This is a genomic window from Cupriavidus sp. 01L415 (assembly GCF_056400065.1).
The window spans coordinates 24,641-37,563 of the sequence record NZ_JBFTSP010000035.1 but is presented as its reverse complement, the minus strand read 5'-3'; the positions used below and the strand labels follow the sequence as shown (position 1 = coordinate 37,563).

General features: G+C 68.8%; 9 protein-coding genes. 5 read left to right on the top strand and 4 right to left on the bottom strand.

Going from position 1 to position 12,923, the window contains the following annotated elements; genetic code table 11:
• Position 1: 1 nt before the first annotated feature.
• Both AC1DOX_RS27720 and AC1DOX_RS27715 read right to left on the bottom strand, forming a co-directional pair.
• The gene (locus tag AC1DOX_RS27720; RefSeq protein WP_441624376.1) at positions 2 to 1,336 is read right to left on the bottom strand and encodes a c-type cytochrome; all 1,335 of its coding nucleotides are present in this window, start codon (positions 1,334 to 1,336) and stop codon (positions 2 to 4) included.
• Between the two features lie 13 nt (positions 1,337 to 1,349).
• Complete coding sequence (locus AC1DOX_RS27715) at positions 1,350 to 2,087, bottom strand: c-type cytochrome (protein WP_441624374.1); 738 nt, start codon at positions 2,085 to 2,087, stop codon at positions 1,350 to 1,352.
• A 337-nt stretch (positions 2,088 to 2,424) separates the two neighbouring features.
• On the opposite strand from AC1DOX_RS27715, the gene AC1DOX_RS27710 reads away from it, so the two are divergent.
• On the top strand, positions 2,425 to 3,033 hold the full coding sequence (locus AC1DOX_RS27710) for a nitrogen fixation protein NifQ (RefSeq protein ID WP_441624372.1): 609 nt from the start codon (positions 2,425 to 2,427) through the stop codon (positions 3,031 to 3,033).
• Positions 3,030 to 3,959: a hypothetical protein gene (locus tag AC1DOX_RS27705; RefSeq protein ID WP_441624370.1), complete on the top strand. Its 930-nt coding sequence runs from the start codon at positions 3,030 to 3,032 to the stop codon at positions 3,957 to 3,959. Before AC1DOX_RS27710 ends, AC1DOX_RS27705 begins: the two co-directional genes overlap by 4 nt.
• 7 nt (positions 3,960 to 3,966) lie before the next feature.
• On the opposite strand, the gene AC1DOX_RS27700 is transcribed toward AC1DOX_RS27705, so the two are convergent.
• On the bottom strand, positions 3,967 to 4,290 hold the full coding sequence (locus tag AC1DOX_RS27700) for a hypothetical protein (protein ID WP_441624368.1): 324 nt from the start codon (positions 4,288 to 4,290) through the stop codon (positions 3,967 to 3,969).
• A gap of 285 nt (positions 4,291 to 4,575) precedes the next feature.
• Between AC1DOX_RS27700 and imuA the strand changes: the two genes are divergently transcribed.
• The 3 genes from imuA to AC1DOX_RS27685 are packed head-to-tail and all read left to right on the top strand — an operon-like array spanning position 4,576 to position 10,483.
• Positions 4,576 to 5,490: a translesion DNA synthesis-associated protein ImuA gene (imuA, locus tag AC1DOX_RS27695; RefSeq protein ID WP_441624366.1), complete on the top strand. Its 915-nt coding sequence runs from the start codon at positions 4,576 to 4,578 to the stop codon at positions 5,488 to 5,490.
• Positions 5,399 to 7,027 (top strand): Y-family DNA polymerase, encoded by a 1,629-nt coding sequence (locus AC1DOX_RS27690; RefSeq protein WP_477101607.1) that lies wholly within the window; start codon positions 5,399 to 5,401, stop codon positions 7,025 to 7,027. Before imuA ends, AC1DOX_RS27690 begins: the two co-directional genes overlap by 92 nt.
• 15 nt (positions 7,028 to 7,042) lie before the next feature.
• A complete protein-coding gene (locus AC1DOX_RS27685; RefSeq protein WP_441623877.1) occupies positions 7,043 to 10,483 on the top strand; it encodes an error-prone DNA polymerase in 3,441 nt (1,146 codons plus the stop codon).
• A 9-nt stretch (positions 10,484 to 10,492) separates the two neighbouring features.
• On the opposite strand, the gene AC1DOX_RS27680 is transcribed toward AC1DOX_RS27685, so the two are convergent.
• Entirely contained in the window at positions 10,493 to 12,835 is a 2,343-nt protein-coding gene (locus AC1DOX_RS27680) for a cytochrome P450/oxidoreductase (RefSeq protein WP_441623879.1), read from the bottom strand.
• Positions 12,836 to 12,923 lie beyond the last annotated feature (88 nt).

Below are 12,923 nucleotides of genomic sequence, written 5' to 3'. Positions count from 1 at the left end.
GCTACTCGGGGAGGAGCTTGCGTAGTTCGTTGACCTGTGGCGGCGCCACCGGCGTGCCGGTATTGCCCCAGGCCACGCGGATGTAAGTCACCACGGCGGCGGCCTGTTCGTCGTTGAGGACGTGCGAGAAGGGCGGCATGCCGTGCGGACGCGGGTTCTTCTGCGTGCCCGGCGCGTAGCCGCCATTGAGCACCATGCGGATCGCGTTGACCGGAGACGGCATCGTGATCGACTGGTTGGCCGCCAGCGGCGGGAACGATGGCGGATGGCCCTTACCGTCCTCGGCATGGCACATCGCGCATTGCTGCTGGTAGATCTTGCGCCCGGCCTCCATCACGGCCGGCTGCACCAGATGCTCCTGGGTGGGCGGCGGCGGTTCGGTGTCGCGCTGCGGCAGGGCCTTCAGGTAGACGGCCATCGCCTGCACATCCTCGTCGCTCATGTACTGCAGGCTGTTGTAGACGACTTCCGCCATCGGGCCGTAGACGGTGGCGCGGTGCGAGACGCCCACCTGCAGCAGGTCGACGATGTCCTGGAGCGGCCAGTTGCCCAGCCCCGCCTCGCGGTTCGACGTGAGCGACGGCGCGTACCAGTTCTGGTTCGGAATCATCCCGCCCTCGAACTCCTTCGACTCGCTGGAGCCGCCCAGCGCGTTGATGGCCGTGTGGCACATCGCGCAGTGGCCAAGACCCTCCACCAGGTAGGCGCCGCGGTTCCACTGCACCGACTGTTTCGGGTCGGGCTGGAATTCGCCCTCCCTGAAGTAGAGCGTGCGCCAGCCAATCAGCAGTTCGCGCTTGTTGAACGGGAAGCGCAACTCGTGCGGATGGTTCTTGCGCTTCACCGGCGTGACGGACATCAGGTAGGCGTAGATCGCATCCGAATCCTCGCGCGTCACCTTGGTGTACGAGGCGAACGGCATGGCCGGGTAGAGCAGGGTGCCGTCGCGCGAGACGCCGGTGTGCATCATCCGGTAGAAGTCGTCGGCGGTCCATTGGCCGATGCCGGTTTCGTCGTCGGGGGTGATGTTGGGGACGTAGAGGTTGCCGAAGGGCGTCGCCATGGCGCGGCCACCCGCGAACGGCGGGTTGTTGGGCTCGGTGTGGCAGGCCACGCAGTCGCCGGCGCGGGCCAGGTATTCGCCCTTGACGATGATCTGGCTGGCCGGGCTGAGCGCGCCGGATGCGCTGGCTCCCCTGGCTGCCGGACCGCTCGCGGCCGTGACGGGCGCCGGCTTCCCGGTCGGCCCGCGATGCGTCTGCCGCAGGGCCAGCACGACCACCGCCGCCAGGATCACGATGCCGATGAGGAGGATAGACAGCCCGCGCGCTTTCATGGCTTGCTCCGCTTCACCGCTGGCTGCCGCACGCCAGCGGCATGCGTACCAGGTTGGACGATTCCGGCGACGGGTCCTTCGGCGGCTGCTGCTGCGACAGGAATGCCGCCACGGCCGCGATGTCGGCGTCGGATAGCCGCGAGGCGATGCGCTTCATGCAATCGGGCTCCGCCGCGTGCCGCTCACCCACCTTCCAGCGCGTGAGCTGGCCGACGATGTAGGCGTGCCGCAGTCCCACCAGTCCCGGAATGCCCGGCTCCATGCCGGTGAGCCCCGTGCCGTGGCAGGCGGCGCAGGCGGGGATGCCTTGCTTGCCGTCGCCGGTGGTGACAAGGGTCTGGCCGCGCGTCACGGCGGCGGCTGGCGCGCCGGACGGCTCGGCCGGGGCAAAGGGCGGGCGCTGCTTGGAAAAGTACTCGGCAATCTCCTTCAAATACGGGTCCGGCAGGTAGGCGACGAGGTAGTTCATCGGCGCATAACGCCGGGTGCCGTCGCGGAAGGCAACGAGCTGGTTGTAGAGATAGCCGGCGGGTTTGCCGGCAATGCGCGGGTAGTAGCCGTTACTGGTGCCCTGGCCGCTCTGTCCGTGGCAGGTGACGCAGCCCTGCACGCGGGCTTCCATCGAATCGACGTGCTGGAACGCGGGAATGGCGTCGGTCTGGGCAGCGGGGATGGCAGGCGCCTGCGCCCGGCCGGCGAGCGGCAGGGCAAGGAGGGATGCGAACATCAGGGCCAGCCATGGGGCACGCATGGTCTATGTGTCGTCCAGAAGGCATACAGAGACAGCCTATGCGCTACCCGGGCAATGTCAAATGCAGATTTTTTCCGCAGAGATGAAAGTGTTACCGCCGGTCGGGGGCGCTTGTCTTGCCCGCTCTCGTTGCCCTCGTTTGCCGCGATCCACGACGCGTGCATGACAGGTCTCATGCACGTTTGACTACCGTTATATACGTCGATATATTGCGATGAGGCAGGGCCCGCGATGCCGTGAGGGATATGAGGTGTCCCCGCCATTTTCACACCGGGTTTGCGCCGCGTTTGCGCCGCGTTTTCACAATATCCCCGCCGAGTTCCGAAAGTCCCCGTCGATGAACCGCTCATTGCTGCTGCTCGATGCCTTTGCCGCCCACCCCGGCGATCCCGTGACCCGGGCGCTGGCGGGTGTCCTGGAAACCGCCTGCACCGGACGCCTGCCGCGCTTTGCGCAATGGCTCGGGCTGCCGCCGGTCGAATTCCGCCAGATGCTCGATCACTATTTCCCCGGTGCGGCCCAGGCGGGCTGGGAGCCCGATGTGCCGCCGCAGGACCCCGACGCCTTGCCGTGCGAATTCGCCGATCTGGTCGAGATGCTCGAAGACGGCCGCACGCCGGCCCGGATTGGCCCCGAGGTCCGCTGGGCCGCGCATGCGCTGGCGTCCGGGTGCTTTGGCCACACGCATCTCTGGCAGGATATGGGCCTGTCCGGCCGCCACGATGTCTCCACGTTGCTGGAGCAGGTCTTCCAGCCGGTTTTCGCAGCCAATACCACGGACATGAAATGGAAGAAGTTCTTCTATCACCGCGTCTGCGAGCGACTGGACATCCATCCCTGTCCCGAGCCGTCGTGCGAGGGCTGCGATCACTATGCGGCCTGTCACGGCGCGGAAGCCCCCCTCACGGAAACCCCTGTTGTATCGGTAGCCATCCAGAAGGCATGACGCCGCGCCAACCCCGCTGGCCTTCCGCCTTGCCAGCCATGCTGGCGGCGCTGGTGCTGGCCGCCTGCGCGTCGCAGGGTGTCGAGCGCCGGCCAACGCAGACGCCATTGCCCGCCGAGGCCAACGGCATCTGGTACAGCGCTGCCGTGGATGCGGTGTCTTATACCGACGATGCCGGCAATTGCATCCAGTCCCGCACGAACGATGGCCGCGTGAGCACGGCTGCCACGCTGTCACCCGCGCCAGCGAGCGGCGCCGGGCTGGGGCAGGTCGTGCGGGATGCGGACGGCCGTTTCATCGTGACGCGGTTTGGATTTGGCAAGGATGGCGGCGTCGCCTGGGCCGCGCCGGGGCAGGGCACGGTGGTCGCGGGCGAAGTCAGTGGGCTGGCGCCGGCACGGCGGCGTATCGGCGTGTGGCCGGTATCGTCCAACACCTATGTGGTGAGCTGGTTCGAACGCCGCGAAGACGGCACGCAGGGGCCGGGGCCCGCCGGCGTCAGCCTGCTGACGCTGGACCGGAGCGTATCGCCCGTGCGCGGGACGGAGCGTGAACTGGTGACGGGGCTGGTCAAGCCGGTGGGGGTGGCCGTACGCGGCAACGTGCTCTATATCGGCGACCAGTCGTTGCGCAAGATCTATGTGGCGGACCTGGAGCAGGTCTCGCGCGTGCCGGTCGCGGCATCGACGCTGAAGGTATTGGCCCAGACCGACAGCGACCAGTTTGCGCTGGCGCCGAACGGAGACCTGTTCACCGGCGGCCGGGAGGGCGTGATCCGGCGGATTGCGCCCGACGGTACGGTCAGCGTGGTGGCGGAGGGCTTCCAGTCGATTCGCGGCGTCGCCTTCGATGCCGGACGCCGGCAGTTGTACGCCATCGAACATGGCAAGGGCACGTCCACACTGCGCAGGTTGCCAGTGGACTGAGCGCCGGTCAGGCGCGATCCAGCTCGTCGCTGTGCCACCACGCATCCAGCAGTGGCTGGAAGCGGTCGTCAGGCGCCGGTGGCACGCGGGAGCTCTTGCGCGAGGGCGGCAGTTCGCGGCCGGTGAGCTGGTAGAACACGGCGTTGGGCAGGGTGCCGGGGCCGTAGGGCACATGATCGACGACGCTCATCTGCCGCGCCGCCTTCAATGCACGAGTCGTTTCCTCGGCCGTGAGCCCGCTGGTGTCGGCCAGCGCATCGCGTCGCAGCGGACCCTCGCGCTGCAGACCGGCAATCAGCAGATGCACGCATTCGCGCGTATTCCGTTTCATAGGCGTGCATTTTTCCGCACCTGCCCTCGACTGCACAATCGGACGTGACATTTGTTTGCAATCTGTTGTGGATTTTCATGACAGATGCCCCCCTTTAGTGGGAGGAAGCAAGATGTTCCATCCATCGCGGCTCGCTTTGTGCAATGCCTGTTCCACATCGCGCGTGTCCCTCTTGCGTCGGCGCCAATACTGTATAAACATACAGTATCGAGAAACTTCCAGCGCGCGTGCCGATGGGTTTTTACCTTTCGACACGAGCCTCCCGCATCACCAATGACCGCGCCAATGACTGCGCTATCGCATGCCGCACCGCTCCTGGCGGAGGACCGCGCATCCCCATCGCCACTATCGACCTTGCCGCCCCCGCTCTCCGGACCCGGGCGCCGGGTGGCGGTCAGCGAGCTCGAACACCGCTACCCCGGGCTGTGGCGCGCCGGCCAGCTGGGCCGTGCCGGCCGCCTGCCGGTGTGCCCGACCGGCTATGGCGCGTTGACGGCGGAACTGCCCGGCGGCGGCTGGCCCACTGGCGCGGTGACGGAACTGCTGCTGGCGCAGGATGGCGCGGGGGAGTTACGCCTGCTGATGCCGGCCTTGCGCACCCTGACCGCCGCAGGGCGCCGCGTGGGGCTGGTCAATCCGCCGTACCTGCCCAATGCGGCCGGACTGGCCGATGGCCGGCTGCCCGCGCGTCAGCTCTATTGGGTACGGCCCTCGGCGGAGGCCACGCTGGCCTCCCGGCGTACGGACATGCTGTGGGCGGCCGAGCAGATGCTGCGCAGCCAGGCCTTTGGCGCCGTGCTGGTCTGGCTGGCCGGTGCGCGGCCGGAGGCGCTGCGCCGCCTGCAGGTGTTGGCGCAGGCCGGTGACACGGTCGTCTGGGCGTTGCGTCCGCTGCGCGTGCTGCATGAATCGTCGCCAGCCATGCTGCGCCTGGCGTTGTCACCGCTGCCCGGCAATGTGATGTCGATCGTCTTCCATAAGCGGCGAGGCCCCGTGCGGGACACGCCGCTGCTGTTGCCGCTCGATGGCATGGCGCACGTGCCCGGACGTGCCGCCGCGCCCGCGGGTTCCCCCGTTGTTTCGCCTGCCGTCGCGGCAGGGCCTGATCATGTTCACGACCATGCCGGCGTGGCCCACGTACTGGATCGCGGTGCACCTGCCGCGCCTGTCGCTGGACGCGTTGCAACCGAGCTGGCCTGAGGCCGCCGGCGCCCCCTCCGCGCCTTTCGCGCCCTCTGCCCCCGACACCGGTACGCTGCATCAGGCGCTGCCGGTGGCGGTGGTGGAGCACGAGCGCGTGGTGCTGGCCAACGGTCCGGCCATGGCGCTGGGCGTGCGCTACGGCATGCGGCGCGGCGGCGTGCAGGCGCTCTCCGCGGACGTCGTTCAGCTCGATCGCGACCCCGTGGCGGAGGCCGCATTGATGACGTCGGTGGCGCTGACGTTGCTGCATTTCACGCCGGCCGTGACGATCGACCCCGAGCCGGAGGCCGCCACCGTCATGCTCGACGTGACCGCCAGCCTGCGCCTGTTTGGTGGCCATCGCGCGCTGTGCCGGGCCATCCGCGCCCGCGTGCGCCAGCTGGGTACCTTCGCGCAGATCGGCAGCGGCACCACCGCGCAGGGTGCGGCGTGGCTCGCGCGCCAGCCGCTACGGCGCGGGCCGCGTGGCATCGTGCGGCCCGCGCGCCGGGCGGTGAGCGCCGCGCGCATGACGCGCCTGCTGGACCGGTTGCCGGTGGAATGCCTGCACACGCTGGCCGATCCGGCATGGCTGGAGGGGGTCGGCTGCCGCACGCTGGCGCAGGTGCGCCGCCTGCCGCGCGCGGGACTGTCGCGCCGGATCGGCACCGAACTGCTGGACCGGCTGGACCAGGCCTATGGCAAGGTGCCAACCGGGTTTGCGTGGTTCGAGGCGCCGCCGACGTTTGCGCAGCGGTTGGAGCTGCCGGGCCGGATCGAGTCGGCCGAGGGCGTGCTGGCCGGTGCGCAGCGGCTGCTGCTGGCGCTCTCGGGCTGGCTGGCCGCGCAACAGGCCGGCGTGACGCGCTGCGTGCTGGTGCTGGAACACGAGCGCTACCGGCTGGGCGAGGACACCGACAGCACGCTCGTGCCGCTGGGGCTGGCGCAGCCGAGCCGCGACGCGGCCCACCTGTCGAAGCTGCTGCGCGAAAAGCTCGACAAGGTCCGCTTTCATGCGCCCGTGGGCGGCCTGGCCTTGCGCGTGGAGGCGATGGAGACCTGCGTGCCGCAGAGCGATTCGCTGTTCCCGGAGCCCGGTGCGGAGCCTGCCGAGCTGGGCCGCCTGCTCGACACGCTGATGGCGCGCCTCGGCCGCGACAACGTGTTGCAGCCGCGCCCGCTGGCCGACCATCGTCCCGAACGCGCGAACCAGTGGTGCCCGGTGGACGAGCCGCCCGCGCGCGGCGCGGCGCGGTCGCCCGCCATCGGCGCTCCGCCGCCGGAACGTCCGCTGTGGCTGCTGGAAGCGCCGCTGTCGCTGCGTGTGCACAAGCACCGGCCGGTGTACGACGGCCCGCTGGTCATGCTGACGCGCCCCGAGCGGATCGAGGCCGGCTGGTGGGACGGCGGCCTGGCCACGCGCGACTACTTCATCGCCGAGCGTGCCGACGGGCTGCGCTGCTGGGTCTATCGCGAGCGCCCGGGCCACCCCACGCGTGACGGGCAGGAGGATGGCGGCGAATACCGCTGGTTCCTGCACGGGCTGTTTGCCTGAGCCCCGGGGATCGCCATGTTGCCATCGCTGCCCGGACTCTCCTCGCTGCTGCCGTCGCTGCCCGACTACGTCGAGCTGCATTGCATTTCCAACTTCACGTTTCTCACCGGCGCCTCGCATCCGCAGGAGCTGATCGCGCGCGCGTTCCGGCTGGGCTACAGCGGGCTGGCGTTGACCGATGAATGCTCGGTGGCCGGTACCGCGCGGGCCCACCACGCGATCAAGGTGCTGCGCGAGGAGATGTGGGAAGCCGTGGCGCGCAGTGCGCGACGGCTGGCGGCGGGGCAGGCCGCCGGGGAGATCGACGATGCGGACGAGCTGGCGGCGTTTGCGCCGGAAGAGGCCGGGGCCGATGACGACGAGATACCGCCGCCGGACGTCGACGAGGATGAGGACCCCGATGCCGCCGCGCGGCGTCACCGCGTGCTGGAAGCCCGCGCGGCCGCGGCCGATGCGTTCAACCTGATCATCGGCAGCCGCTTCGTGCTGGCTGCCCCGCCGATGCAGGCGGACGCCATGCCGCCGCCGCGCCTGGTGTTGCTGGCCCGGAACCGCGAGGGCTTCGGCAATCTCTGCGAGTTCATCACGCTGGGCCGCACGCGCGCGGAGAAGGGCAGCTACCTGCTGTATCCGTCGGATATCGCCGACCCCGCCCCCGCGCAGGCGCACCTGCGCGGCATGCCCGATTGCCTGGCGATCCTGCTGCCCGACTACTGCGCCGATCCGGACGTCCTGCGTGCGCAGGCCGCGTGGTGCCGCGAGACCTTCGGCGATCGCGCGTGGATGGCGCTGGAGCACTTGCAAGGCCACGCCGAGGCGTTGCACCGGTCGCGCCTGCAGACGGTTTCCGCCGAAACGGGGCTGCCGCTGGTGGCGGCGGGCGCGGTCAACATGCACGTGCGCTCGCGCAAGCCGCTGGCCGATGTGCTGACTGCGATCCGCCTGAGCCAGCCGCTGCCCGCCTGCGGCATGGCGCTGGCGCCCAATGCGGAGGCCCACCTGCGCATGCGGCAGGTGCTGTCGCGGCTCTATCCGCGCGAGACGCTGGCGCAGACGCTGGTGATTGCTGGGCAGTGCAAGTTCTCGCTGGATACGCTGCGCTACGAGTATCCCGAGGAGCTGGTCCCCGATAACGAGACTCCTATCAGCTATCTGCGCAAGGAAGTGGAGCGCGGCATGCGGGAACGCTTTCCGCATGGCATGGCGCCCGAGTGGGAGGCCCAGCTCCATGGCGAGCTCGAACTGATCGAGGAGAAGTCATACGAGCCATTCTTCCTGACCGTGCACGACATCGTCCGCTTTGCGCGCGGGCGCGGCATCCTGTGCCAGGGGCGGGGATCGGCGGCCAACTCGCTGGTCTGCTACTGCCTGCATATCACCGAGGTCAGCCCGGAGCAGGCCAACCTGCTGTTCGGCCGCTTCCTCTCGCGCGAGCGCGATGAGCCGCCCGATATCGACGTGGACTTCGAGCACCAGCGGCGCGAGGAAGTCATCCAGTACATCTATGAGAAATATGGCCGCCATCGCGCTGCGCTGGCGGCGTCGCTGATCACGTACCGGTCGCGCAGTGCGTTGCGCGACGTGGGGCGCGCGCTCGGCATCGACCCCGGCGTGGTGGAGCAGGTGGTCAAGGGGCAGGCGTGGTGGGACGGCGGCATGGCGTTTCTCGCGCGGCTCACGCGTTACGGGCTGGACCCCGAATCGCCGGCGGTGCGCCAGTGGGCCAGCCTGACCGAGCAGTTGCGCGGGTTCCCGCGCCACCTGTCGCAGCACGTGGGCGGATTCGTGATCGCGCGGCACAAGCTGTCGCGGCTGGTGCCGATCGAGAATGCGGCGATGGAAAACCGCAGCGTCATCCAGTGGGACAAGGACGACCTGGAGTCGCTGGGGCTGCTCAAGGTGGACGTGCTGGCGCTGGGCATGCTGACCGCGATCCGGCGCGCGCTGGCGATGGTACCGAACCCCGAGCCGGACCGCGCCGGCCTGCCGTGCCGCATGGAAGACCTGCCGGAGACCGATGACGCCACCTACGAGATGATCTGCAAGGCCGATACGGTCGGCGTGTTCCAGATCGAATCGCGCGCGCAGCAGTCGATGCTGCCGCGCCTGCAGCCACGCCAGTACTACGACCTGGTGGTGGAGGTGGCCATCGTGCGGCCTGGGCCGATCCAGGGCGGCATGGTGCATCCCTACCTCAAGCGGCGCGAGGATCTGCGCCGCACCGGCAAGCTGCCGACCTACTTCAACGACGTGATTCGCCGCGTGTTGGGGCGCACGCTGGGCGTGCCGATCTTCCAGGAGCAGGTGATGCAGCTGGCCATCGACGCGGCCGGCTTTACGCCGGGGCAGGCGGACCAGTTGCGCCGGTCGATGGCCGCATGGCGCCGGCGTGGCGACCTGAAGAAGCATCAGGACGCGCTGGTACGCGCGCTGACCACGCGTGGATATCCGGAGTCGTTCGCGCTGGCCATCTGCAAGCAGATCGAAGGGTTTGGCGAATACGGGTTTCCGGAAAGCCATGCGGCCAGTTTTGCCAAGCTGGTGTACGTGAGCGCCTGGATCAAGTGCCATTACCCGGATGCGTTCCTGTATGCGCTGCTCAACAGCCAGCCAATGGGCTTCTATTCGCCCTCGCAGCTCGTGCAGGATGCGCGCCGGCATGGCGTGGTCACGCAGCCGGTGGACGTGACGATCAGCCACTGGGAAAGCACGCTGGAACCACGGCGGCCCGGTCAGCGCTTTCGGGATGTGCGGCTGGGAATGAACCGCGTGAAGGGCATGCGCGATGCGGCCGCGCTGCGGATCGAGGCCGCGCGTGCCGAGCGGCCATTCGAGAGCGTGGAGGACCTGGCACGCCGCGCGCAGCTGGACCGGCACGATATCGACGTGCTGGCCGCGGCCGACGCGCTGGTCTCGCTGGCCGGGCACCGCCGGCAGGCCCGCTGGCATGCGCGGGGCGCAGCCGTGCAGACCGCGCATCGCGACCTGCTGCACGACGCGCCTCCGGCCGAGAGCGAATTGCTGCTGCCCGAACCCAGGATCGGCGAGGACGTGGCGGCGGATTACGCCAGCCTGGGACTGTCGCTGAAGTGCCACCCGCTGACGCTGCTGCGGCGGCGGCTGACCGCGTTGAAGTACCTGACCGCGCAGCAGCTGTCCCATTGTGGCAACGGCAGGCGGGTGCGCGCATGCGGCATCGTCACGGTGCGCCAGCGGCCCTCCACGGCTAGCGGCACGATCTTTACGTCGATCGAGGACGAGACCGGCGCGGTCAACGTGATCGTGTGGCCGGACCTCGTCGAACGTCAGCGCAAGGAGATGCTGGGCGCCACGCTGCTAGGGGTGATCGGCACATGGCAGCGGCAGGGCGAGGTGAAACACCTGGTCGCGCAGGAGCTGGTGGATCTGAGCCCACTGCTTGGGCGACTGCTGGTAGGGAGCCGGGATTTCCATTGAGGCGCCACGTCAAAGCTCCAGCACCAGCTTTCCGCCCCTGGCCGCGCGCGAGCAGCACGCCATCATCCGGTTGTTCGCCTCGCGCTCGCCGCGGGTCAGCACCACGTCGCGATGATCCACATCGCCCGCCAGCACGCGCACCTCGCACGATCCGCACAGCCCTTCCTCGCAGTCGCTCTGCACATCGATGTTGGCACCGCGCAGGGCCGTCAGCAGGGTCTGGCCGGCGGGCACTTCGACGGTCAGGCCGGAGTCCTTCAGCTCCACCGTAAACGGCTGCTCCTTCGACGGGTCCAGCGTGCCGAGTGCCGACACGAAATGCTCCACCCGCAATGCATCCTCGGGCCACGCGGCGCACTGCGCCTCCAGCGCCTCGATCATGCGCGCCGGGCCACAGGCATAGATCTGCGTGTCGGCATCGGGTGCGCCCAGGATCTCGGCGAAGTCCGCGCGCTGGCCCGCATCGCGCGCATGCACGCGCAACCGCTCGCCATGCAGCGCGACGAGTTCATCGAGCATCGCCATCGCGCTCCGCGAACGGCCGCAATAGTGGAACGTGTAGTCGATGCCCAGTTCGCGTGCGCGGCGCGCCATGGCGCTGACCGGCGTCACGCCAATGCCGCCGGCGATAAAGATCGCCTTGCGGCAGCCCTCGTCCAGCCGGAAGTGGTTGCGCGGGCCGCGAATCTTGAGCCTGTCGCCCCGCCGCACGCTGTCGTGAATCCATGCCGAGCCGCCACGGCTTTCCGTCTCGCGCAGCACGGCGATCTCGAAGGCCCCCGTATTGGCCGGATCGCCACACAGCGAGTACTGCCGCGAGATGCCCGTGCTGCCGCACTCCACATCGATATGCGATCCCGGCGACCAGCGCGGCAGCGCCTTGCCGTCCGGCGAGGCCAGGCGCAAGCGCACCACGCCGTCGGCGGCCGGATCGATGTGCTCGACCACTACGGTGCGGCTGGCCGCGTGTCCGGAGGGCTCGCCGATGCGCACCGATGCGCGCGCGGACAGCACCGAGGGGTCGGCCAGCTCCGGGTTCTGCGCCGGGTCCCACTCCACTCGGAGGTGTTCCGGGCCCCGGAAGGAGGTATTCGGCACGTACGTGAAGCGCTGCTCGGCCAGCCGCATATGGGGCAGGCGGCGCGTCAGCTCCTCCAGGAAGATCTGCATCTCCATGCGCGCCAGGTTCTTGCCCATGCACTGGTGCGAGCCATAGCCAAACGTCAGCTGGTCGCTGGCATTGTCGCGACGGATGTCGAAGAGGTCCGCATCGGCGAAGTGCCGTTCATCGTGGTTGGCGGATGACGTCACGATCAGCAGCTTCGTGCCCGCCGGCAGCGCAATGCCGCCGACCTCGGTGTCGCGCGTGACGATGCGCCGCCATGCCGCCACGGAGCCGTTGTGGCGCAGGCACTCTTCCACAGCATTGGGGATCAGCGCCGGGTCTTCGCAGATTTCGCGCCACACGTCCGGATGCTGGAGCAGCAGCTTGATCGCATTGGCCGATGCATTGGCCGTGGTCTCATGCGCGGCCACAATGCCGGCCATCATCATCGAGTGCAGGTAGGAATCGGTCACCACCTCGGGCAACTCGCGCTGCTTGCGCAGGCCGTACTGCATCCAGCCCGGGCCGGACGGGTCCTCGCGCATCTTGTCCAGGATCTTGCCGGCGAGCTGCCAGAAATTGCCGACGGCGTGCGCCACGGCCACCTGCTCCTCGGGCTTTGGCCGCCCCCAGGTGTTGACCGTGTGCGCGATCGAGTACTGGCGCAGCAGGTCCATGTCTTCCTCGGGGACGCCGAGGAAATGCAGCGCCACCGTCAGCGGCACTTCCCACAGCATCTGGTCGACCAGGTCCGCGTGGCCATCGTCGATAAAGCGGTCGACGTACTCGCGCGCCAGCTGCCGCACCATCGGTTCGTGATGGGCCAGCTCGGCCGGCGTGAAGGGCTCCATCAGCGCACGGCGGCGCGGCATGTGAGCCGGTTCGTCTTCATTGACCAGCGTGCGGTTCATCGCATAGCCGTAGGACGCCAGCACCGCGTTGGCTTCCTCGCCCGTCGGCGTGATCTTTTCCAGCGCGATGGCCGGGCTGAAGGTGAGGTTGTCGCGGAAGATCGCCTTGATGTCCGCATAGCGTGTCACCACCCAGTAGCCAAGCTTCGGGCTGTAGAACACGGGCTCCTGCTCGCGCGACCAGCGCACGTAGTCCGGCGGGTCCTGCTGGTAGCCATCCTCGAACGGGTCGAACGCTGCGGCATTGTGGCTCACGGGGCAACCGTCCGGTGCGCGCAGGGCGCTGTGGTCGATGGGGCAACCCCCGGCGCGGGAGGGTGAAGGGGATTGGGACATGCTGCGCGCTCCGTACTGAGGTGAGGCCTGGGCGATCGCCCCGCATCCGGTGGACACGGGGCGGCGATGCAAGGGGCTGCTAGTTGGC

Coding starts and splice junctions, on each gene's coding strand:
- AC1DOX_RS27720 (WP_441624376.1), bottom strand. CDS start 1,336: ATGAAAGCGCGCGGGCTGTCTATCCTCCTCATCGGCATCGTGATCCTG.
- AC1DOX_RS27715 (WP_441624374.1), bottom strand. CDS start 2,087: ATGCGTGCCCCATGGCTGGCCCTGATGTTCGCATCCCTCCTTGCCCTG.
- AC1DOX_RS27710 (WP_441624372.1), top strand. CDS start 2,425: ATGAACCGCTCATTGCTGCTGCTCGATGCCTTTGCCGCCCACCCCGGC.
- AC1DOX_RS27705 (WP_441624370.1), top strand. CDS start 3,030: ATGACGCCGCGCCAACCCCGCTGGCCTTCCGCCTTGCCAGCCATGCTG.
- AC1DOX_RS27700 (WP_441624368.1), bottom strand. CDS start 4,290: ATGAAACGGAATACGCGCGAATGCGTGCATCTGCTGATTGCCGGTCTG.
- imuA (WP_441624366.1), top strand. CDS start 4,576: ATGACTGCGCTATCGCATGCCGCACCGCTCCTGGCGGAGGACCGCGCA.
- AC1DOX_RS27690 (WP_477101607.1), top strand. CDS start 5,399: ATGTTCACGACCATGCCGGCGTGGCCCACGTACTGGATCGCGGTGCAC.
- AC1DOX_RS27685 (WP_441623877.1), top strand. CDS start 7,043: ATGTTGCCATCGCTGCCCGGACTCTCCTCGCTGCTGCCGTCGCTGCCC.
- AC1DOX_RS27680 (WP_441623879.1), bottom strand. CDS start 12,835: ATGTCCCAATCCCCTTCACCCTCCCGCGCCGGGGGTTGCCCCATCGAC.